Source organism: Flavobacterium psychroterrae (assembly GCF_018380615.1).
Classification (GTDB): domain Bacteria; phylum Bacteroidota; class Bacteroidia; order Flavobacteriales; family Flavobacteriaceae; genus Flavobacterium; species Flavobacterium psychroterrae.
In genome coordinates, this window is record NZ_JAGYVZ010000018.1 from 1 (window position 1) to 22,975 (window position 22,975).

At 33.0% G+C, this 22,975-nt stretch carries 24 protein-coding genes and 1 pseudogene; 20 read left to right on the forward strand and 5 right to left on the reverse strand.

Annotation, left to right across the window (positions count from 1 at the left end; translation table 11 throughout):
* The 5 genes and pseudogenes from KHA90_RS17645 to KHA90_RS17665 form a co-directional block, all read left to right on the forward strand.
* Nucleotides 1-108, forward strand: a pseudogene (locus tag KHA90_RS17645) (IS982 family transposase); the annotation flags it as partial.
* Nucleotides 109-304: 196 nt separating this feature from the next.
* Nucleotides 305-1,747 (forward strand): hypothetical protein, encoded by a 1,443-nt coding sequence (locus tag KHA90_RS17650; protein ID WP_213303758.1) that lies wholly within the window; start codon nt 305-307, stop codon nt 1,745-1,747.
* Between the two features lie 93 nt (nt 1,748-1,840).
* Entirely contained in the window at nt 1,841-2,359 is a 519-nt protein-coding gene (locus KHA90_RS17655; RefSeq protein ID WP_213303760.1) for a ferritin, read from the forward strand.
* A gap of 80 nt (nt 2,360-2,439) precedes the next feature.
* Nucleotides 2,440-2,625: a hypothetical protein gene (locus KHA90_RS17660; RefSeq protein ID WP_213303763.1), complete on the forward strand. Its 186-nt coding sequence runs from the start codon at nt 2,440-2,442 to the stop codon at nt 2,623-2,625.
* Nucleotides 2,626-2,713: 88 nt separating this feature from the next.
* Nucleotides 2,714-3,406: a DUF2461 domain-containing protein gene (locus KHA90_RS17665; protein ID WP_213303766.1), complete on the forward strand. Its 693-nt coding sequence runs from the start codon at nt 2,714-2,716 to the stop codon at nt 3,404-3,406.
* A gap of 69 nt (nt 3,407-3,475) precedes the next feature.
* Here the strand turns inward: KHA90_RS17665 and KHA90_RS17670 are convergent, their stop codons facing one another.
* A complete protein-coding gene (locus KHA90_RS17670; RefSeq protein ID WP_213303768.1) occupies nt 3,476-3,805 on the reverse strand; it encodes a single-stranded DNA-binding protein in 330 nt (109 codons plus the stop codon).
* A gap of 176 nt (nt 3,806-3,981) precedes the next feature.
* Here KHA90_RS17670 and KHA90_RS17675 point away from each other — a divergent pair, with 176 nt between their 5' ends.
* Genes KHA90_RS17675 through KHA90_RS17685 form a run of 3 tightly spaced genes read left to right on the forward strand, consistent with a single transcriptional unit; the run spans nt 3,982 to nt 8,261 of the window.
* Entirely contained in the window at nt 3,982-5,511 is a 1,530-nt protein-coding gene (locus KHA90_RS17675) for a carbon-nitrogen hydrolase family protein (protein WP_213303771.1), read from the forward strand.
* Nucleotides 5,508-5,855 (forward strand): hypothetical protein, encoded by a 348-nt coding sequence (locus KHA90_RS17680; protein WP_213303774.1) that lies wholly within the window; start codon nt 5,508-5,510, stop codon nt 5,853-5,855. Before KHA90_RS17675 ends, KHA90_RS17680 begins: the two co-directional genes overlap by 4 nt.
* Before the next feature lie 12 nt (nt 5,856-5,867).
* The gene (locus tag KHA90_RS17685; RefSeq protein WP_213303777.1) at nt 5,868-8,261 is read left to right on the forward strand and encodes a M28 family peptidase; all 2,394 of its coding nucleotides are present in this window, start codon (nt 5,868-5,870) and stop codon (nt 8,259-8,261) included.
* Nucleotides 8,262-8,319: 58 nt separating this feature from the next.
* Here the strand turns inward: KHA90_RS17685 and KHA90_RS17690 are convergent, their stop codons facing one another.
* On the reverse strand, nt 8,320-8,715 hold the full coding sequence (locus KHA90_RS17690; protein WP_213303779.1) for a rhodanese-like domain-containing protein: 396 nt from the start codon (nt 8,713-8,715) through the stop codon (nt 8,320-8,322).
* 145 nt (nt 8,716-8,860) lie between these two features.
* Between KHA90_RS17690 and KHA90_RS17695 the strand changes: the two genes are divergently transcribed.
* The 10 genes from KHA90_RS17695 to KHA90_RS17740 all read left to right on the forward strand — a co-directional run bounded on the left by KHA90_RS17695 (nt 8,861) and on the right by KHA90_RS17740 (nt 18,856).
* Nucleotides 8,861-9,763 (forward strand): LysR family transcriptional regulator, encoded by a 903-nt coding sequence (locus KHA90_RS17695; protein ID WP_213303782.1) that lies wholly within the window; start codon nt 8,861-8,863, stop codon nt 9,761-9,763.
* Nucleotides 9,748-10,197: a GNAT family N-acetyltransferase gene (locus KHA90_RS17700; protein ID WP_213303785.1), complete on the forward strand. Its 450-nt coding sequence runs from the start codon at nt 9,748-9,750 to the stop codon at nt 10,195-10,197. The genes KHA90_RS17695 and KHA90_RS17700 overlap by 16 nt, the downstream gene beginning before the upstream one ends.
* A gap of 121 nt (nt 10,198-10,318) precedes the next feature.
* A complete protein-coding gene (locus KHA90_RS17705) occupies nt 10,319-11,143 on the forward strand; it encodes an SDR family oxidoreductase (protein ID WP_213303788.1) in 825 nt (274 codons plus the stop codon).
* A 149-nt stretch (nt 11,144-11,292) separates the two neighbouring features.
* Entirely contained in the window at nt 11,293-11,769 is a 477-nt protein-coding gene (locus tag KHA90_RS17710) for a methylated-DNA--[protein]-cysteine S-methyltransferase (protein ID WP_213303791.1), read from the forward strand.
* A gap of 137 nt (nt 11,770-11,906) precedes the next feature.
* Nucleotides 11,907-12,620, forward strand: coding sequence for a 3'-5' exonuclease (locus tag KHA90_RS17715; RefSeq protein WP_213303794.1), 714 nt, complete (start codon nt 11,907-11,909; stop codon nt 12,618-12,620).
* Between the two features lie 77 nt (nt 12,621-12,697).
* Nucleotides 12,698-13,774, forward strand: coding sequence for a winged helix DNA-binding domain-containing protein (locus tag KHA90_RS17720; protein WP_213303797.1), 1,077 nt, complete (start codon nt 12,698-12,700; stop codon nt 13,772-13,774).
* Nucleotides 13,775-14,085: 311 nt separating this feature from the next.
* Nucleotides 14,086-15,525, forward strand: coding sequence for a nucleoside recognition domain-containing protein (locus KHA90_RS17725; RefSeq protein ID WP_213303799.1), 1,440 nt, complete (start codon nt 14,086-14,088; stop codon nt 15,523-15,525).
* Between the two features lie 281 nt (nt 15,526-15,806).
* Nucleotides 15,807-16,268, forward strand: a complete 462-nt coding sequence (gene tnpA, locus KHA90_RS17730) for an IS200/IS605 family transposase (RefSeq protein WP_213303802.1) — start codon at nt 15,807-15,809, stop codon at nt 16,266-16,268.
* A 182-nt stretch (nt 16,269-16,450) separates the two neighbouring features.
* Nucleotides 16,451-17,182, forward strand: a complete 732-nt coding sequence (locus KHA90_RS17735; protein WP_213303804.1) for a hypothetical protein — start codon at nt 16,451-16,453, stop codon at nt 17,180-17,182.
* A gap of 69 nt (nt 17,183-17,251) precedes the next feature.
* Complete coding sequence (locus KHA90_RS17740; protein ID WP_213303807.1) at nt 17,252-18,856, forward strand: fumarate hydratase; 1,605 nt, start codon at nt 17,252-17,254, stop codon at nt 18,854-18,856.
* 174 nt (nt 18,857-19,030) lie between these two features.
* Here the strand turns inward: KHA90_RS17740 and KHA90_RS17745 are convergent, their stop codons facing one another.
* From KHA90_RS17745 to KHA90_RS17755, 3 genes are all read right to left on the reverse strand, one after another.
* On the reverse strand, nt 19,031-19,531 hold the full coding sequence (locus KHA90_RS17745) for a PAS domain-containing protein (protein WP_213303810.1): 501 nt from the start codon (nt 19,529-19,531) through the stop codon (nt 19,031-19,033).
* A gap of 99 nt (nt 19,532-19,630) precedes the next feature.
* Nucleotides 19,631-20,713 (reverse strand): DNA polymerase IV, encoded by a 1,083-nt coding sequence (dinB, locus tag KHA90_RS17750; RefSeq protein WP_213303824.1) that lies wholly within the window; start codon nt 20,711-20,713, stop codon nt 19,631-19,633.
* Nucleotides 20,714-20,817: 104 nt separating this feature from the next.
* Nucleotides 20,818-21,324, reverse strand: a complete 507-nt coding sequence (locus tag KHA90_RS17755; protein WP_213303827.1) for a hypothetical protein — start codon at nt 21,322-21,324, stop codon at nt 20,818-20,820.
* A 157-nt stretch (nt 21,325-21,481) separates the two neighbouring features.
* On the opposite strand from KHA90_RS17755, the gene KHA90_RS17760 reads away from it, so the two are divergent.
* Together KHA90_RS17760 and KHA90_RS17765 are read left to right on the forward strand one after the other, a co-directional pair.
* Nucleotides 21,482-22,216 (forward strand): metallophosphoesterase family protein, encoded by a 735-nt coding sequence (locus tag KHA90_RS17760; RefSeq protein ID WP_213303830.1) that lies wholly within the window; start codon nt 21,482-21,484, stop codon nt 22,214-22,216.
* Between the two features lie 50 nt (nt 22,217-22,266).
* A complete protein-coding gene (locus KHA90_RS17765; protein WP_213303833.1) occupies nt 22,267-22,794 on the forward strand; it encodes a DUF6646 family protein in 528 nt (175 codons plus the stop codon).
* The last annotated feature ends 181 nt before the right edge of the window (nt 22,795-22,975 follow it).

A 22,975-nucleotide genomic window follows, 5' to 3' on the forward strand; every position in this document is an offset into this window, starting at 1 on the left:
TTTAAAACAAGAATATTAGCAAAAATAGCAGCACTTACATTGGTTCAATATATTAACAAATTTATATTTGACAGACCAATTAATAATATTAAAAATCAAATAATTTAATTTCACCCAACGGGTTAAAATAATATATTTTTACAATCAAAAATCAAGTCCTAAAGAAATTCTTTAGGACTTTTTTTATACCTTTAAGTTAAATAATTGTCCGCTTTGTTTGTGTCTGTATTATTATAATAACCTTATAAATAATGACTTAAAAATAAAGAGATAAATTTGGAATAATTATTGTTGCTTAAAAATCATGAAAAAATCATTACTATTTCTTCTACTAATCTACAAATCAGCATTGTTAGGTCAAACAGTATTGAATACTTATCCAATAGATTTAAAAAGATATGATGAAAAAAATCAGGTTCTGAATGTAGAGAATACAACGACACATGATGTTTTTGCTTTTGTAGTAAATTCTCAAAACCTCACCATCTTAAAATATAATAGCGCTTTATTTTTAAAAGATGAATTTATTCTTTCACGTGCGAATATAGCAGACAAAGCCCTAATTGGTTATAGTTTTAGTGAAGATGGAAATCCAACTTTGTATTGGTCAGTAAAAGATTTTTCAACCATTTTGGTTATCAAATATTACCTTGAAAATAAAACTTATAAAATTTTAAATTTTAAATATCCTTCTTCGCAAGAGTACGTAGTAGGTGCTTTTCAGAAAAATAATTTATTTTATATTGTCTCTAAGGATATTTCAAAACCAGCATTAACAACTTATACTTTTACAAATGGAATGGTAGAAGAACGAATATTTGATTTCTCTGAGTTCACTTTTAAGAATAGAAAAACACAATCTGTGACTTTCAGTCAAATTCTTGCCGAAAATCCTATTGAAAAAATTGAATCAGATGAATATAGTCCTTTGGATAAAAGCACAAAAAAAAGCAAAATGTATATGATGGGCAATCACCTCATATTGACTTTTGACCATAATCCTAAAGAGACTCAAATTTTTGACTTGAATTTGGAAAATCATGAGATTATCGAAAATAAAATTTCCCAATCTGTCACTAAAAGTCCAAGAAGATTAAGCAATTCTTTTTTTTATAATAATAAAATATACCAGATCAATACCACTCAGGAGGAACTTTTATTGGATATAAAGGATTATCATTCCGGTGAAACAATCAAAACTTTTAAAGTATCTCAAAATGATACAATCCGTTTTAAAAGTTCGCCTTTATTAATGCAACGTGATATCGAAAAACCAAGAGAATTAAAAAAAACAAGTAAGTTTTTACAGCGTCTTTCTTATACAGACATTGGGTTATCTGTTTTTAAAAGCAACGAAAACACTTTAATCACTTTGGGAGGAGTTCCAAGAATCGAACAAATAATGTATGCTGTTAATGATGGATTTAATTCATGGGATTATACGCAGACATTTCACAATGAAACTGTATTTTTTGAAAGCACATTGAATAAAAACAATGAATTTGTAAATTTAATACAGCAACCTCTAGCGCTTGACAACATTAACTATTTTTTAGATCATAATAGAAAAGCATCATTACCAAGCATTATAAAATTTAAGAATTATTACATTCTTGGCTATTACGACACTTCAAAGAAAGAATATATAATGCGAAAATTCACAGATGGATTTATCTCCGAAGAACCACAAAATCCGATAATTGATAAAGCTGTTTTTTCAAAATCTTTTCCGGTTGAGAATCCTTAAACTTATTGAGAATTAATCCAAATGTACTGGGTTTATGGATTTCCAAAAAACGGAATGGATTATTTTTTCTAACTTTACAAAAAAGTCATTATTATGTTATCAAAAAATATAGAAGCAGCATTAAATAAGCAAATCCGCATAGAGGCAGAATCTTCACAAACCTACCTTTCTATGGCTTGTTGGGCTGAAGTACACGGATTAGAGGGAATTGCACAATTTATGTATACCCAATCAGACGAAGAGCGCGCACACATGCTTAAATTAGTTAAGTATGTAAATGAACGCGGAGGTCACGCTCAAATTACGGATCTAAAAGCCCCAAAAACATCTTATTCTACATTTAAAGAAATGTTTGAAGCACTTTACAACCATGAGATTTATGTTTCAGAATCTATTAATGAATTGGTACACATTACTTTTTCTGAAAAAGATTATGCAACACATAATTTCTTACAATGGTACGTAGCAGAACAAATTGAGGAAGAAGCAACAGCAAAATCTATCCTTGATAAAATCAACTTAATTGGGGATGATAAAGGGGGATTATATTTATTCGACCGTGATATTCAGCAATTAACAGTTACAAGTTCTATTGCTATTAACCCAAAATAAAAAAGTTAAAGTTTATTTAGAATACTTAAAAATAACTATTTTCTTTTATATTTGCTCCTGTTTTTAAATACGGAGGAAAATTGAGCAAGAAAGAAAAAGATAAGGACAAGAAAAAGGACAAAAAGAAAAAGAAGAATAAAGAAGTCCTTGACAAAATCAAAAAGTTGGAAAACTGTAAATCATCTTGTTGTGAGAAATACAAAAAAAGTGAAAAGAAACGCTGCTCGCGTTGTCCTATGTTTGATTTATTTAAAAAAACTGCTTAACAAAATATATAAAAACCCACCAATAAATTTGGTGGGTTTTTAGTTTAATTACAGTTACCTTCTTATCTTAGAGATTCAAAATCAACTTATGAAAAACAATATTATTATACCTAAATCCAGTCTTGATTTTTTGACTCAACTCAAAGAAAACAATAACAAAGTCTGGTTTGATGCTAATAAACCTAAATACCTTGAAGAATTAAATCATATTGAAACTTTCGCAGGAGCTTTACTTCAGGAATTATCCAAAACTGATGTTTTAGAAACGGCTTCAGGCAAGAAAAGTGTTTATAGAATTTACCGTGATATTCGTTTCGCTAAAGACAAAACTCCTTTTAAAACCTTTTGGGGAGGCAGTTTTACTCGAGCAACAAGTCAAAGGCGCGGTGGATATTATTTTCATCTCGAAAAAGGAAATAGTTTTTTTGCAGGCGGTTTCTGGGGACCAAATGCGGGAGATTTAAAACGCGTAAGAAGCGAATTTGCTCACGATTCTAAACCAATGCAAAAAATATTAAAGTCAAAAATATTTGTCAGCACTTTTGGAACTTTACAAGGCGAACAACTTAAAACGGCCCCAAAAGGATATGATGTGACTCATGAAGCGATTGATTTATTGCGTTACAAACAGTTTTTGATCATCAAACGTTTTACTGATGATGAAGTTTTAAGTCCAGATTTTTTAAATCTGGCTTTAGAAACCTGTCAAAACATGAGACCCTTTTTTGACTATATGAGCGAAGTACTTACAACTGATGTAAATGGCGCTTCGATTATATAACTACATCAAAATTATAAAACCCTACAGGTTTTAAAACCTGTAGGGTTTGAATATCAAATTTTTTAAACGTTATTTAAGCAGCAAAATCTCATTGACAACGACTTCGGTTACATATCTCTTCTCCCCGTTTTTATCATCATAACTTCTGTGGGTTAACTTTCCCTCTATCGCTACTTCTTTGCCCTTCACCACATATTTCTCAATAATTTCAGCAGTTTTCCCCCAAGCTGTGACACGATGCCATTCGGTTTGCTCGACTTTTTCACCTTTATCATTGGTGTATTTATCGTTTGTAGCAATAGTCAAATGAGCTAATTTCCTCCCATTTTCTAATGTTTTAATTTCCGGATCGTTTCCTACATTACCAATTAATTGTACTCTGTTTTTCATTGCATTCATGGCGTATATTATTTAAATGTTCATATAAAGAATTCGTTTATCAAATTCAACATGGCAAAGATGCGACGAGCTTCAAAAGTTATTCGGTTGTAAACTAATTACTTTCGGTTGTAACTAATTGTAAGCGTTTGTAAATGGAAATAATTTTTTGTATATTTAACAGAAATCATACTACAATGCAAACAAAAATCAATAAAGTCGAATTAAGAAATTTAGAATTCGATGACTATCAGCAGTTAAAAAATTCAATGGTTGAATCCTATCCTGAAATGGCTAATTCATACTGGAGAGCAAATGACATAAAAAAATTATTATCAATATTTCCTGAAGGTCAATTAGTTATATTAGTTGACGGAATAGTTGTGGGATCTGCACTATCACTAATCGTAGACGAAAAGCTTGTAGATAAAAAACACAACTATAGACAGATTATTGGCGATTATACTTTTTCAACCCATAATAAAGATGGCGAAATCTTATATGGGATCGATGTTTTTATCCATCCTCATTATCGCGGTTTACGTTTGGGACGTCGTTTATACGATGCCCGAAAAGAATTATGCGAACAATTAAACTTAAAAGCGATTGTTTTTGCAGGAAGAATTCCAAGTTACAGCCAACATTCAAAAAAGCTGACTCCAAAAGCTTATATTGACAAGGTAAAACATAAAGAATTACATGATCCCGTACTTTCATTTCAGTTAAGCAATGATTTTCACGTGTTGAGAATCATCAAAAACTATCTTGAAGGCGATGAAGAATCAAAGGAATTTGCTGTTCTTTTAGAATGGAATAATGTTTATTATGACGAAAGTCCAAAACTTATTAATCTAGAAAAAAGCGTTATCCGTTTAGGATTAGTACAATGGCAAATGCGCCAATTAAATAATCTCGAAGAGTTTTTTGAACAAGCCGAGTTTTTTATTGATGTAGTTTCAGGTTATGGAAGTGACTTTGCTTTGTTTCCGGAACTATTTATTGCGCCCTTAATGGCAGATTATAATCATTTATCAGAAGCTGAAGCTATTCGTGAACTTGCAAGATATTCTGACCCAATCAGAAAACGTTTTCAGGAATTTGCTATCTCTTACAATATCAATATTATCACGGGAAGTATGCCTCTTTTAGAAAACAACAATTTATTTAATGTTGGCTTTTTATGCAAAAGAGACGGAACTTCAGAAATGTATACTAAAATTCACGTTACGCCAAACGAAGTGCAACATTGGGGAATGAAAGGCGGATCGCAATTTAAAACCTTTGATACGGATTGCGGTAAAATTGGAATCCTGATTTGCTATGATGTTGAGTTTCCGGAACTTTCCAGAATTTTAGCTAATGAAGGAATGAATATTTTATTTGTTCCGTTTTTAACCGATACTCAAAATGCTTATACACGAGTTAAACATTGTTCTCAGGCGCGTGCGATTGAAAACGAATGTTACGTTGCCATTGCCGGTTGCGTTGGGAATTTACCAAAGGTAAATAATATGGACATTCAATATGCGCAGGCATCTGTATTTACGCCTTCGGATTTTGCTTTCCCAAGTAATGGAATAAAAGCAGAAGCAACGCCAAATACAGAAATGACTTTGATTGTGGATGTTGATTTGAATTTGCTAAAACAACTTCACGAACACGGAAGTGTAAGGATTTTGAAAGACAGAAGGACTGATCTATATGAAATTAAAAAAATAGAAGCATGAAAACATGTCTCGAATGTTCTGATAAAATTGTAGGTCGGGAAGACAAGAAATTCTGTTCGGATAGTTGTCGGAATGCTTACAACAATAAGATAAATAAGGACAGTAATAATTTCATGCGAAATGTAAATAACAAATTACGAAAAAATTATCGTATTTTGTCTGAATTAAATACGGAAGGGAAATCAAAAGCAACGCGGGATAAAATGATCAATAAAGGTTTTGATTTCGATTTCTTTACCAATATCTTGCAGACCAAAACAGGAAATACCTACTACTTCCTCTATGATCAAGGATATCGCTCTTTGGAAAATGATTATTTTATGCTTGTTAAAAAAGAAATATAGTACGCATTCATCATGAAAAAAAACCCTACCTCAATTCTGGCCATAGTCTGCATTTTAGCAATTCTTGGTATCATTTACGCCTCAATGATGCCACAATGGATTTCGAAAAATGAAGAAGCTCTTGCCGAATTTTCTACTGAAAGAGCCTTAAACCAAGTCGAAATTATTGCTCAAAAACCTCATTATGTGGGTTCGACCAATCATGAACTGGTTGCAAATTATTTAAAACTTGAACTTAACCGGATAGGTTTAGAAACTTCTGTTCAGGAAGGTTTTACTTTAAATGGAAAGGGTCTTTTAGTTAAATCCAAGAATATTCTTGCCCGAATAAAAGGAACCAACAACTCAAAGGCACTTTTGCTATTATCACATTATGATAGTGCTCCACATTCATTTTCAAAAGGTGCAAGCGACGATGCCTCAGGAGTTGCTACAATTTTAGAAGGAATTCGTGCTTTTTTATACGCAAAACAGCCTCACAAAAATGACATTATTATTCTGTTTTCTGATGCTGAAGAATTAGGTTTAAACGGTGCGGCACTTTTTGTAAACAAACATCCGTGGGCAAAAGAAGTTGGTTTAGTTATCAATTTTGAAGCAAGAGGTTCATCAGGACCAAGTTATATGCTGATGGAAACCAATAAAGGAAATCAGGCACTTGTAAAAGAATTTTCTAAAGCAAAAACGCAATATCCGGTTTCGAATTCTTTGATGTACAGCATTTATAAAATGCTCCCAAACGATACTGATTTAACCGTTTTTAGAGAACAGGGAAATATTCAGGGATTCAATTTTGCTTTCATCGATGGTCATTACAATTATCACACGCAACAAGACGATGTTCAGCATTTAAACAAAACTACATTAGCACATCAGGGAACTTATTTGATGCCATTGCTTAAATACTTTTCAAACGTAGATTTAAACTCAACAAACTCAACCGAAGATGATGTTTATTTTAGCGCTCCGTTCTCTTTCATAAGTTATCCTTTTGCATGGGTTTTCCCCATGACAATTATCGCTTTAGGCTTATTGATTCTTTTTATTTTTATTGGAAAAGCCAAGCGTGTGATTACTTTCAGAGAAATTTTCAGAGGATTTGTTCCGCTTTTAGGATCAATAGTCATTTCAGGATTAGTTACTTTTTTAGGATGGAAAATTATCTTAGAAATCTACCCACAATATTCAGATCTCCTAAACGGATTCACGTATAACGGTCACGCTTATATTGGCGCTTTTGTCACATTAAGTATTGCCATCTCTTTTGCTTTCTATCACCATTTTTCAGAAGCAAAAATTACAATGAACCATTTTGTAGCGCCTTTGCTACTTTGGATTATCATTAATGCATTTCTGGCGAATAGCTTAACTGGTGCTGGTTTTCTTATTATTCCGGTTTATTTTGGAATACTATTATTCGGGGTTTTTGTCATCACGCAGCATTATAGTTTAGGCATGAACTTATTATTCAGCATTCCTGCTTTAGCAATTGTAGCGCCCTTTATAATCATGTTCCCGGTTGGTTTAGGACTTAAAATTTTATACGGAAGCGCAATTCTAACCGTTTTACTTTTCGGACTATTACTTCCTGTTTTTGGTGCATTCTTTAAAAAAGGGGTCTGGACGATGCTCTTTTTTGCCCTTTCGATTGGATTTTTCATATACGCAGGTTATCATTCAGGTTACGAACACGGAAAAGCAAAATCAAACAGTTTAGTTTACATTTATAATGGTAATACAAACTCAGCAATTTGGGCAACTTATGACACGAATTTAGACCAATGGACTAAATCATATTTAGGAGAAAAAAATCAAAAAGCAGTTGGTCTAAATGCTCTTCCACTAGCAAGTAAATACAATTCAGGCTTTACTTATAGCGCAATTGCTCCAGTTGTTAATGTGCCAAAACCAACAATTGCATTTTTAAAAGATAGCGTTGTGGGGAATAACAGATATCTAAAAATAAAAATCACACCCAACCGAAAGGTAAACCGTTATGATATTTATGCGAATCCAAAAATGAACTTTTTCAACTTTAAAGCCAACGGAGTTGAAACTTCAGGTCAAAAAGGAAATCGTTTAGAGCGAGAGGGCGGAAAAATATTATGTTATTATGTTGTTGGAAATGAACCGCTAGTTATGGATTTCTACATTAATAAATCGTCTGTTTTTGATATGGATTTAATAGAAAGTTCATTCGATTTGATGACAAATCCTTTATTGCAGGTCAAACCAAGAAGTGACTGGATGATGCCAACTCCTTTTGTTTTGAATGATGCAATTTTAATTCAACAAAAAATTAAGAGATATACAGAACCGGCCACTGCTTTAAGGCCAGCAACTACAGTAAAAGATACTACCATAATTGCAAAAGATAGTTTAACACCAGTTGTAAAGCCGGAATAAACACATTCAGTTTTAAAATAAAAAAGGCAAACTTTAATTATAAAGTTTGCCTTTTCATTTAACAAGCACATTCGATTTTTGAGCCGGATGTTATTCCGTTTGTACCTTCGGTGGCATAACCGTCAAACTTCCACCACTCTATTCCGCCAATTAATTCTTTTACTTTAAAGCCTAATTTTGCCATATTCAAAGCGCCTCTAGTTGAAGCATTACACCCAATTCCGTCACAATAAGTAATATATAAAACCTCTTTATCCAGGTGTTTTGTTGCTTCCATCGTCATTTGGCGATGAGGAATATTAATCGCCGTTGGGATATGTTCGGCTTCAAAGCCAAAAGCCTTTCTGGCGTCAATAACAATTACTTTTTCTCCATTATTTAAAGCTTCAAACAAATCAGACGGATCCATTTCGAACGCCAGTTTATTCTCATAATGTTTAATTTGTTCTTCCATTTTTTCAGTTTAGTGTTTTTAGTTATTCAAAAGTAATCCAACATTATCGTCAATAAAAACGAAAAGAATTCATCAAGTTGATTACTTCTTTTCATGAATAAGCCATCCTGAAATTTCGTTTCTTTGTATTCTAATTCCCGAAAAAATGGAAATACGTCATTTACGATTAATAAAAGCAATTGTTGAAGAAGGAAGTATCACTAAGGCGATTGACAAATTGCATTTGACGCAATCAGCGTTGAGCCACCAACTTAAAGAAGCGGAATATCAATTAGGAACGCCCATTTTCCTGAGAACGAATAAAAAATTAGTTCTGACCAAAGCCGGTGAAAAAATCTACGAATTGGCAAATGAAATTCTGGACAAACTTTCACAAGCCGAATCTCAAATCAAGCAAATGGTGTATGGAGAACATGGCGAAATCAGAATTAGCACAGAATGTTTTTCGAGTTATCATTGGCTGCCGCCGGTTTTAAAACAATTTCACTTATTATATCCCAATGTCGATTTGAAAATTGTAACCGAAGCAACCCATATTCCTTTACAAAAATTATTAGAAAATGTAATTGATATTGCGATTATAAGCGATCAAATCAAAGACAATAACATCAAATATATCGAGCTTTTTCAGGATGAAGTTGTAATGGCAGTTTCTGAAAATCATGCCTGGGCAAATAAAAAATACGTCGTTGCCGAAGATTTTATCAACGAACATTTATTGATTCATTCTCTTCCGATGGAAACGGTTACAATTCACCAATTTGTTTTGGCTCCAGCCAAGGTAACTCCAAAAAAGATCACGCCTTTACCTTTAACCGAAGCTTCTCTGGAAATGGTAAAAGCCGATATGGGCGTAATGTCAATGGCAAAGTGGGCATTGTTACCACATTTAAAAAACAATCCAATTAAAGCCATTAAAATTGGGAAGAATGGTTTGAAAAGAAAACACTTTATCGCAATCAGAGAAAATCAGCAATATCCAGACTATTTTCATCATTTTATTACCTTTTTACAAAACGAAATCAATCTTCAATGGAATATTCAGTAAGAAATTGCCAAGTTTCGGATTTATCTCAACTTGTAATTCTATGCCAAAAACACGCTGAATATGAAAAAGCCAATTTTTCTCCGGAAGGAAAAGAAGAAAAATTAAAGGGAGCATTATTTGGTACAAACCCGAAACTCTATTGTTTAGTAGTTGCTGCAAAAGAGACAATCATTGGTTATGTTTCCTATACGTTTGATTATTCGACCTGGGATGCCGCAAATTTTATGTATATGGATTGTTTATTTCTCGAAGAAGAAGCAAGAAGTTTCGGAATTGGCGAAATCTTAATCGATAAACTAAAGCAAATCGGAATAGAGAAAAACTGTATTAACATACAATGGCAAACGCCACAATTTAACGAAAGAGCGATTAAATTTTACAATAGAATTGGTGCAAAAGGAAAAGATAAAGTTCGATTTACATTAGATTTGTAGCAAACAATTCTTTAAAAAAATAATCTCGCAAAGGCGCTAAGACGCAAAGTTTTTTCGTAATTTTTGTCAATGTATAAACTTTGAACCTTTGTAACTTAGCATCTCTGAACCTTAAAAAACAATGACACAAATAAGCATCTTAGGCTGTGGATGGCTCGGTTTGCCTTTAGCCAAAAAATTAATTGGAAAAGGATATTCGGTAAACGGATCTACAACTACTCAAAATAAACTTTCAATTTTAGAAAGCGCTGGAATAAATCCGTTTTTGGTTGCGCTTGAAAGCGAAAGTATTACAGAAAGTATAAAGGATTTTTTAGACAAAAGTGACATATTAATTATCGATATTCCGCCGAAATTGCGAGGTAATAATGCTGATTCGGAAAATTCTTTGAGAAAGATTTTCGTGGATAAAATCGATAATTTGATTCCGTTTATAGAAAAATCGACGGTAAAAAAAGTACTTTTTGTAAGCTCAACTTCTGTTTATGGAGATGAAAACGGAATTATTACGGAAGAAACTATTCCGAATCCGGAAACTGAAAGCGGAAAGCAATTACTTTTATCTGAAGCAATTCTTCAAGAAAATGAAAATTTTGAAACTACAATTCTGCGTTTTGGTGGATTAATTGGCGAAGATCGTCATCCGGTGAAGTTTCTGGCAGGAAAAGAAAACCTCGAAAATCCAGACGCGCCTGTAAATTTAATTCATCAAAAAGATTGTATTTTTATCATTGAACAAATCATAAATCAGTCAAAATGGAATGACGTTTTTAATGCCGTTGCGCCTTTTCATCCTACAAGACAAGATTATTACACTCAAAAAGCACAAGAACAAAACCTGATTTCACCAAAATTCACCGTTGAAAAATCAAATATCAAAAAGACTATTTCAAGCAATAAGGTTGAAAACATTTTGAGTTATCAATTTGACCTGGACGTTTATTGAACCATCTAAGTTCATGTAAACTGTTTTTGTTAAACTTTGCGTAAGACCTTTATAAATTTACACCACAATCCAAGAAAACTTAAATTTACTTATATAACTTATATAGTTAAAACAAAAACTTATCGAACTTTACCATTCAATCAAAAACCATGGAAACAGTTTATATAAATTCGCCTTTAGGAATCACCAAAATTGTTGGAGACGAAGATGGAGTTACTGTAATCTCTGTTTCAGATGTGGGCACAGATGAAATTTCTGGGGAAATTCCGGAAGTTTTAAAAGAAGCTGTTTTGCAACTTCAGGAATATTTCTACAAAAAAAGGACTGATTTTGATTTTAAACTAAACCCAAAAGGAACTGAATTTCAGCAAAAAGTATGGAAATCTCTATTAGAAATTCCGTACGGAAGAACTATCAGCTATATGGATCAAACTAAAAAGTTGGGTGATGTGAAAGCGATTCGGGCTGTTGCATCTGCCAATGGTAAAAATCCGTTATGGATTGTGGTTCCTTGTCATCGTGTTATAGGCACAAATGGATCGTTGACGGGTTATGCCGGAGGATTATTCCGTAAAAAATGGTTAATTGAACATGAAAACCCAACAAACCAACAAAGTTTGTTTTAGTTTTTCGCCACTAACTTCACGAATTACCACAAATTAAAATTATAGCTTTATATTTACAAAATACTTAATTTTAGTGTAATCTTTTTTAACACAATCAATTCATGCTATCTGTGTAATTTGTGTTTAAACATATAATAATGATTGAAAAAATAAACCTCAACAATATTTTATTTCTTGATATAGAAACGGTTCCTGAAGAGGAAAATTTTAATTCGCTTGACGCGGAAATGCAAACACTTTGGGATCTTAAAACGCAATATCAGCGAAAAGAAGATTTTACGCCTGAAGAATTTTACGAACGCGCCGGAATTTGGGCAGAATTTGGAAAAATCATCTGTATTTCGGTTGGATACTTTACGATTAAAGGTGATATTCGGAATTTTCGCGTGACTTCGTTTTTTGGTGATGAAAAAAAGATTCTGAAGGATTTTAATAATTTACTGAACAATCATTACAATCAACCTCAACACTTGTTGTGCGGACATAATGCAAAGGAATTTGACATTCCGTTTATCGCCCGTCGCATGATCATCAATCAAATCGCAATTCCTGAAAAACTGAATTTATTTGGTAAAAAGCCTTGGGAAATTCCACATTTAGATACTTTAGAATTATGGAAGTTTGGCGATTATAAACATTTCACTTCTTTAAAGCTATTGACTAAGATTCTCGGTGTTCCATCGCCAAAAGGCGATATTGACGGAAGTCAGGTTGGACATGTTTATTATGTCGAGAAAGATATTGATAGAATTGTTACTTATTGTGAAAAAGATACGATTGCCGTGGCTCAGGTTTTTTTGCGTTTACGTCGTGAAGATTTATTGATTGATGATGAAATTATTCATGTATAGTTTTTTTTTAGAGGTACAAAGGTTCAAAGTTGCAAAGGTTCAGAGGTTAAACATATAGGTTTTTATTTTTTTAGAAAATGACACATCAGGAAATATCTCCTCATCGACTTGCTTCACAAAAGCTTTATAAAACAAGCCCGAGTTCACCGCAAGAAATTGTACGCCATTTAGGCGCCATGCAAGCTCAGGATTATGCAATGGCAAAATGGGCGATTGGTTCTCGATGTGATGCTTCTGAGACAGCAATTGAGGAAGCTATAAATTCGGCACAAATTATCAGAACTCATATTCTTAGACCAACATGGCATTTTGTTTCGTCTGAAGATATTTATTGGATGTTGGATTTATCTGCTCCACAAGTCAAACGTATTATTATTTCAGAAACCAAAAAATATGGTTATGATGAAAAACAATTTGACAATATTAATTCAAATATCGAAAAAATACTAGCAGGAAATAATTATTTGACACGTAATGAAATCATGCAGGAATTGACTATTAGAAAGGTTCCCGGTGGATCTTATTTAAGTCCTGTGCTTATTATGATGTATGCAGAATTAGATGGTTTGGTGTGCAATGGAAAAATGAAAGGAAAAAAAAATACATACGCCTTATTAGAAGAAAGAGTTCCTAAACCAAAAACCAAATTAACGAAAGAAGAAGGTCTTGCAAAATTAACCAAACGCTACTTCGAAAGCCACGGTCCTGCTACACTTCTCGACTTTTCGTGGTGGTCTGGTTTTCCGCCTACAACTTGCAAAATCGTCATTAATGCACTAGAGTTGCAATTGAATTCTGTTGAAATTGATGGCCAAATGTATTGGTTTGGAAATCAAATTCACGATGAAACCAACTTCCGCGAAAGCGTACATTTTCTTCCTGCTTTTGATGAAATTCTCATTTCTTATAAAAGCCGTGAAGCTTCTATTTTAATGGAACACCAATCGAAAGCTTTCACTAATAATGGAATCTTTAAACCAATTATTCTGGAAAATGGAAAAGTTATCGGAACCTGGAAAAGAACTATCAAAAAAGATCACGCGAAAATAGAAACACAATTTTTTAATGAAACCGAATCATCAAAAAAAGAAATTTTATTTGATGGTATTAAGGCTTTCGAGAATTATTTGGAAATGAAAATTATTATTGAATAATATCATGTTTTGTGAATATTTATACCGCTCCTATGGAGCTCTTTATAACGAACCGTATATATTTTCTATAAGTATAACGCCCTTCCAAGGCTTAAAAAACTCCGCTAGGAGTGTAATATTTATAAAACATTAATAGGTCATTAGTTTTAAGCCCCAGCAGGGCAACATATTAATAAATTTATTATGAAATAGAATCGGGACAATTTTAATTTGATGACTGAAAATACAATTTGGATCAATACTTCTTTTTCGATATCAAAATCGTTATGCATTTTATCTCTAAATAATTACATTTACAAAAAATTAGCATTATGGTATTAAGTAGATTTTGGTTAACGATTTTTATCTCTTCGATTGTCTTTATTGTGGTCAGTTTATTTACTGCCAATACTTATACTATTGATTCTGTAATAAATGGAAAGAAAGACGATCCTATTTTAGTTTCTGAAAAATATATCGATGAACTTCCTGCTTTTATAAAAGACAGCATCAAAAAGGCACCGGATCAAAGTATGATTATCAATCGTGATACTCTTAATTCTGATACTACATACGTTTATAAAAATAAAACGGTAAAGATTTTCAGTGGTCTTCAAAAATCTGATGGTTTATTACCTACTTGTAAAAGTACTTTGGTCGATTTAATCTTACCACTTATTGCTTATCTGGCTTTCTTTTGCGGATTAATGGAACTTTTAATTATTTCCGGAGCATCGGGAAAATTAGCTAAAGTATTGAGTCCGGTATTTGTAAAGGTTTTTCCGAGTATTCCCGAAAATCATCCTTCTATATCTTATATGACTTTAAACTTTGCTGCCAATTTCCTCGGATTAGATTCGGCTGCAACACCATTTGGACTTAAAGCTATGGAAAGTTTACAGGAAATAAATCCGGATAAAGACAGAGCAAGTGATGCTCAGATTATGTTTATGTGTCTGCATGCTTCTGGATTAACATTAATTGCGACTTCAATTATTGGATATCGCGCTGCTGCTAATGCCACTAATCCTGCTGATGTTATGCTTCCGTGTATCATTACCTCTTTCATTGGTACTATAGCAGCTTTTCTAATCGTGGGAATTAAACAAAAAATCAATTTTAAGAGTGCTTCTCTTCTTATCGTATTAATGGGATTAATTGCCGCCATTGTTGGACTTTTGATGTATGTAAACCATTTGGATATCATTGGAAAAAATTATTTTACTTCTAATCTTTCAGGATTAATATTGATTGGAATTATTGCATTCACCTTGATTTTCTCCTTTAAAAATGAAAAGAAATTTACTGATGCAAATACAACTGTTTTTGACACTTTTGTAGTTGGTGCAAACAATGGTGTTAAAACCGGAGTGACTATTTTTCCTTATGTATTGGGAATGTTGGTTGCTATTTCTTTATTCAGAAACAGTGGTTTATTCGAAATTATTAGTGATGGAATCGCATTTGTTTTTTCGAATATGGGTGTAAGTAAAGAAATTACAAACGCATTACCTGTAGCAATGCTTCGTCCTTTTAGTTCTGCTGGTTCTCGCGGGTTTTTAATTGATTCTATGAATACATTTGGTGCAGATTCTTTAACTGCAAGATTGAGCAGTATTTTTCAATGCAGCGCCGAAAGTACTTTTTATGTAATTGCAGTTTACTTTGGTTCTATTAATATCAAAAATACGCGTTACGCTTTAGGCACAATGCTTTTGGTGGATCTTATTTGTGTTATTACGGCGATTTTTGTGGCTACTTGGTTTTTTTAAAAATCTAATTCTTTACGTAAAAAAACTGGACTGAAGTCCAGCCCTACAATATTGGGCGAGCCGATGGCTCTTTATTTAGAGTTCTTGAAAACTGTTATTTTGTAAAACCGGACTCCTTGCAGATTTATATATGAGCCGAGCCAATGAAAGTTCCGGAGGAACGGTTTATTTTGTAGAGCTGGACTTCAGTCCAGTTTATATGCGAAAAATATTTTCAATAATTTTGTAAGAATATTTTGTATTATTGTAGTGATCTAAATCATAAATAATGCACAATTAAAATGTCAAATACATATCATCAGGTTTACATTCAGGTAGTTTTTGCAGTAAAATACAGAGAAGCAGTTATTTCTAGTGAATGTAAATCACAAATATTAAGTGTTATAGGAAATCTAATAAATGAATCGGGTTGCAAAACAATAATTGTAAATGGAACTGAGGATCATGTTCATTGCTTTTTAGGTTTAAAACCGACTATTTCTATTTCGGAATTAATGAAAAGTGTAAAAGGAAAATCATCGAGATTTATTAATGAACATCAATTAACAAAATATAAATTTGAATGGCAGGAAGGATATGGTGTTTTTTCATACAGTCAATCTCATATTGATGCTGTTTATAAATACATTGCCAATCAGGAAGAACATCATAAAAAACAAAATTTCAAAGATGAATATTTATCTTTTTTGAATAAATTCAATATCAAATTTGATGAAAGACATGTTTTTGAAAATTTAATTTAATCAAAACTGGACTGAAGTCCAGCCCTACAATATGATCGAGCCGATGGCTCTTTTTGTAGAGTTCCGGAGGAACAATTTATATTGTAGAGCTGGACTTCAGTCCAGTTTAACAAAACAATTATATTATAACGCCGGATTTCAATACCATTTAACATATACAAACAATACACAAATACCACATAATGAAATTACAAGCCCTTATAATTTTATGCCTTCTAATTGGTTGTCAAAAACCCAAACCAGAAAACCAAATAGCTGCAGCAACTCCTTCAACTAAAACAGAAGAAATTGTTGCAAAACAAGAAAGCTTTCTAAAAACCGATACAATTTCTATTTCTGAAGATGTTGAAACCTATAAAAGCAATTATGTTCTGGCGCATCTTTTAGAGCAAAAAGTAGATAAAGACAGTGTTGTAACGGCAAAATACAGACTTGATTTTTATGAGAATAAAACCAAAACTGCTTCATCAAAACTTACCATTAAAGGAATCGAAAAAGGATCAGAATGGGGAATTATCTACGGATTGAATACAGAAACTGAAAAAAGTTCTTCCTTTATTCAAGTCCGTTTTGGATATCCTGCCTGTGGTTATATGCAAAACAACTATTTATACTATTTAAAAAATAGTGATGTGCAACTTGTACATGAATGGTATAACATTTCTGACAGTGGTTGGGGAAACTGGGTTGAATTTGAAAGACCAACATCAAAAGCCAATACCGAATCGTTTTATTGTAAAACAGTTTCTTTTGAGCCTGATGATAATGACGAGAACATGGGAACAGTTAAACATTCGGATTCTACAGTTTTTCGCTTAAGCGGAAATCGCTGGAAAAGTCAATTACTTTCGACAAAAGACAAGGCTTATTTTGAGAAAAGAATGTCTTTTGATGAGTTTCATAAACAAGAGTAAACGCTATAACATAGCTTATTCAAATTCTTTCTTAGGGAAATAATTTTTAACTTTGTCAAAAACAAAGAAATGATTGATTTTATATACCAAGACCCTTATCCTATTTTAAAGGATGATACGCAGTACCGCAAAATTACTTCTGATTTTGTAAAAGTGGAACAGTTTGGCGAACGTGAAGTTTTAACCGTTGATCCAAAAGGTTTAGAATTATTGGCAGAAGAAGCCTTAACAGATGTTTCGTTCATGTTAAGAACTTCGCATTTACAAAAACTACGCAAAATTCTTGACGATCCTGAAGCTACAGATAACGATCGTTTTGTAGCTTACAATTTATTACAAAATGCTTCTGTTGCTGCCGAAGGTCAATTACCAAGCTGTCAGGATACCGGAACAGCGATTGTAATGGCAAAAAAAGGCGAAAGCATCTTTACTGGTGTTGATGATGCTGAATGGCTGAGCAGAGGAATTTTTAATACGTACCAAAAACGTAATTTACGCTATTCACAGATTGTCCCAATTTCAATGTTTGAAGAAAAAAACTCAGGTTCAAATCTTCCGGCGCAAATTGATATTTATGCTAAAAAAGGAACTTCATATGAGTTTTTATTTATGGCAAAAGGTGGTGGATCTGCTAATAAAACATACTTATATCAGCAAACAAAATCATTATTGAATGAAAAATCAATGGATGCTTTTGTTCGCGCAAAAATTAAAGATTTAGGAACTTCGGCTTGTCCGCCTTATCACTTGGCTTTAGTAATTGGAGGAACTTCTGCGGAAGCGAACTTAAGTGCTGTTAAAAAAGCATCTGCAGGATATTATGATCATTTGCCTACTTCGGGAAATATGTCGGGTCAGGCTTTTCGTGATATTCAATGGGAAGAAAAAGTTCAGAAAATCTGTCAGGAAAGTGCTATTGGCGCTCAGTTTGGCGGAAAATACTTTACACATGATGTTCGTGTCATTCGTTTGCCTCGTCATGCAGCTTCTTGTCCGGTTGGATTGGGGGTTTCTTGTTCTGCTGATAGAAATATCAAAGGAAAAATTACGAAAGACGGAATATTCGTTGAGCAATTAGAGGTAAATCCAAAGCAATTTTTACCAGAAACAGCTCCACATTTAGAAGCTCCGGTTGAAATTGATTTGAATATGCCAATGGCTGATATTTTAGCTAAGCTGACTCAATATCCTATCAAAACACGTTTAAAATTAAACGGAACTGTGATTGTAGCTCGTGATATTGCACATGCCAAAATCATGGAAATGTTAGAAGCCGGAAAACCAATGCCGGAATACTTTAAAAATCACCCTGTTTATTACGCAGGACCTGCAAAAACTCCGGAAGGAATGGCTTCAGGAAGTTTTGGACCTACAACAGCAGGACGTATGGATGTTTATGTTGATGAATTCCAGAAACATGGCGGTAGTATGATCATGCTTGCAAAAGGAAATCGTACGAAACAAGTTACCGATGCGTGTAATAAATATGGCGGATTCTACTTGGGTTCTATTGGCGGACCTGCGGCAATTCTAGCACAAGACAATATCCTAAAAGTTGAAGTTGTTGATTTTGAAGAATTAGGAATGGAAGCGGTTCGTAAAATTACCGTTAAAGATTTCCCTGCTTTTATTATCACGGATGATAAAGGAAATGATTTCTTTGAGAATTTATAATTTTAAGTTGCTGAGAGACTAAGTTACTGAGTTGCTAAGTTTTTTAGTGTTATGAAAAAAGTTTGTCAAAGTTTAAAACTTGGACAAAGCTATATAAAATTAAAACCGCCTATTGGGCGGTTTTTGTATTTCTTATTATATAATTTTTGTGGCAAAAAGGCTTTGTGATAAAAACTAAGCACTTAAAACTTCTTTTTCGAAAGCTATGAAATGCGTAAGTTTTCCTTTTAAGTTAAAAACCGGAGCGCCATTAATTTTACATTGATACGTTCGTCCGTCTTTTCTATAGTTTTGAATTGTTTTTTCAAACGGAATCTGTAATTTGATTGCTTCTCTTATTTCCTCTAAGTCGGTTTTACAGGTTGTGGGTCCCTGAAATATTTTCGGTGTTTTTCCCAGAACTTCTTCTTCTTTATATCCAGTCATTCGTCTGATTCCGTTTGAGGCAAAAACAATCTTTAAATTGAGGTCTGTTACTACTACAACTTCTTCTTTAATGCGTTGTTCAATGTCCAGATTCTTTTGATCCCAGGTAAATTGATTTGAAATTTTATTTACTTTTTTCAAATCATTGAAAATATTTTTCAGTTCATTTAAATATTCGTAATGAAAATCCCATGCTAAAATAGGAACTGAATTACGATGTGAAACTTCATCAGAATTAGCTTTTTTCATCTTAAATAATTTAATGATATAATATCTTTTTACTCAAAGATAAAACGAAAATCACGAATTAACTTACGATTATCCTGATTTAACTAATGTTGAAGCATTTTAAAAAGCAAATTTTAGCTGAACTATAACCGCTTTCTTTTCTTCGGTATTTAAATTATTAAGGGAAATGCCCAGCAATCTAACGGAATCTTTCATTCGTTCCTGATACAATAATTCTTCTACTGTTTCTAGAATCAGGCTTTTATCTGAAATAAAATAAGGAAGCGTTTTACTACGCGTTTGCTGGGTAAAATCACTGTATTTAATTTTAAGAGTAACGGTTTTACCTGAAATTTTATGCTTTTTTAATCGTCTTTCAAGTGTCGTCGCAATGATATCGAGTTGTTCAAGCATAAAAATTTCAGATGTTAAATTGACATCAAAAGTATTTTCTGCCGCTACAGATTTCGTAATTCGATGTGATTTTACTTCGCTATTATGAATCCCACGAACTACATTGTAATAAAAAGCACCGGATTTCCCGAAATGTTTCTCCAGAAATTCAACCGATTTACTTTTAAGATCAACTCCGGTAAAAATTCCTAATTGATACATTTTTTCTGTTGTCACTTTTCCAACGCCGTAAAATTTTCTTATTGGCAATTCTTCTAAAAAAGCTTCAACTTCGTCAGGATTCACCGTTTTTTGTCCGTTTGGTTTATTGATATCGCTGGCAATTTTCGCTACAAACTTATTGACTGAAATTCCCGCCGAAGCCGAAATTCCCACTTCATTTAAAATTCGCATTCGAATTTCCTGCGCCAATAAACTCGCACTTGGATTTCCTTTTTTATTTTGTGTTACATCCAGATAAGCTTCGTCAAGCGAAAGTGGCTCAACCATATCTGTATAATCGTGAAATATTTCATGAATTTTGGTAGAAATCTCTTTATACCGATCAAAACGCGGACGTACAAATATAATTTTCGGACAATATTTCTTAGCAAGGACTCCGCTTATTGCACTTCGTACGCCAAATTTTCGGGCTTCGTAACTTGCTGCCGAAACTACTCCTCTATTTTCTGAACCGCCTACGGCAATTGGTTTTCCGCGTAAAGCAGGATTATCCATTTGCTCTACTGAGGCATAAAAAGCATCCATATCAACATGGATTATTTTTCGATATGTAGGCATTTCAGACATGCTACAAATTTAGAGAGGAATGCACAAATATGAGATGAAAATAATCATAAAAAAAAGCTACAGTTTACACTATAACTTTATAATACTTTGAAAATAAAATGTTTTTAAAATTCTATTCTAACTCCAATTTGGTTTGAACTTGCAATTAAAGTTGTTTTCGGAGCTGGTTTATAGGTATCGGCTAAACCCGCATTATACTTTTCTATTGCAGATTTAACCTTTTTCGAATACCCAATTTTAATAGGTATTGATGCGATTATTAAAACACCACCAATTATCGCGGCAGTCATATTTGTTTTTTCCGACTGAGCAGAAGGATAATAGCTATTTCCTGAATATGTAGTATTATCTGTAGTCAGACCAATAATCACATTTGTTGCTACTAGACCAATTCCTCCATACAAAAACACATTCCCAAAAGTTTTTTTAGTTCTTCCTGAATTGTACAATGCTAATGCTTCAGGATTATTGGCAAGTAATTGTCTCACCTCATTTGAAGGGATTTTTTTGTCCTCAGCATTGTAAACTGCACCTCCGCTTCTATAGGTAAGTTGTTGAGAATAGCTTGCTAACGTAAGCATAAAAAATAAAATAGATAGTTTTTTAGTCATGGTTGGATTTTTGTTTTTGGTTTTAATCTTAAATTTATGATGTACTTGGCAACGTATTTATTCAAAATCAATTTGTAGCTGAACAAAGATTATCAACTAAATGTTCCCAAACAAATCATTTTCTTTATTTTTGTACTTCTACACGAAATAAAATAAAATGCGAACATTTGTTATAGGCGACATACACGGCGGACTGCTCGCTCTTGAGCAAGTAATGAAAAAAGCTGAAGTTACTACTGAGGATACTCTTATACTTTTAGGCGATTATGTTGATGGATGGAGCCAGTCTCCTCAGGTTATAGACTATTTGATTGACTTGAAGAACAAGCAAAAATGCATTTGTATAAGAGGAAATCATGACGAATTGTTATTGTCCTGGTTCAAAACCAAAACCGAAGAGATTGACGAAGAGATGTGGTTCAAACACGGAGGTGAAGCAACTGTTCTGGCTTATAAAAAAATAAGTGAAGAAAAAATTCAAACTCATATTGATTTTTTAGAATCATTAGAAGATTATTATCTTGACGATGAAAACCGTTTGTTTGTTCATGCCGGATTCACCAATTTGAATGGTGTGGTTTGGGAATATTTTCCGAAATTATTTTACTGGGACAGAACGCTTTGGGAATCTGCACTTGCTTTAGATCCAAAATTAAAACCGGAAGATCTATATTATCCTAAACGTTTTACTATTTATAAAGAAATATACATTGGTCATACTCCGGTAACCCGGATTGGAAAAACGGTTCCGGTTCAAAAAGCCTGCGTATGGAATGTAGATACTGGCGCCGCCTTTAAAGGTTCTTTAACGATTATGAATGTCGACACTAAGGAATTCTGGCAAAGCGATCCACTAAACGAATTGTATTCTGCTGAAAAAGGTAGGAATTAATCTATAAAAAGTTATTTTTGCATTTATAATTATAATTAATATTTAAGTTTATGAAAAAGGTTATTACACTTTTGTTTCTAGTATCATTTGGATTTACACAAGCTCAACAAGCTTATAAAGGAAAAGGAGATGTTAAGGTTAACGTTGGGGCTAATCTTCAGGATGGAGGTTCAGGAATTCAAGGTTCAGTTGATTTTGGTTTAGGTGAAAATTTCTCTTTTGGTTTTGTTGCTAATTACTTATTAGGTGTCGATAATTTCAATGGTTTTTATCACAATAATCCAACTCCATATACTGATTACAAACCTGATTTTGGTGACCGTTTTGATGCTAAAGCAAGAATTAATGCTAATCTAAGCAGCGTTATTGGTGTTGAACAATTAGATGTTTATCCAGGTTTAAGTGTGGGATTACATAATTTTGGGGGTCATGTTGGTGGTCGCTATTTCTTTACTGAGGGATTTGGTGTGTTCACAGAAATTGGTTTCCCTATTGCAAAATATGGTAATAATGATGGCGTGTTTGATCATTTAAATAATCAGGCGACTTTTAGTTTAGGAGCTTCTTTTAATTTGTAAGCATTACTAATAATCATAAAAAAAGCATTCATCTAAACGTGAATGCTTTTTTGCTTTAAGATAATCTTGAAAATTAAGCTGTAATCCTGAGTGAAGTTGAAGGCTTGTCAATTTTAACGGGGCCTCGACTCCGCTTTGCCTGACAAAAAAGCTGCTCATTTTGAGCGGTTTGTTTTATAAG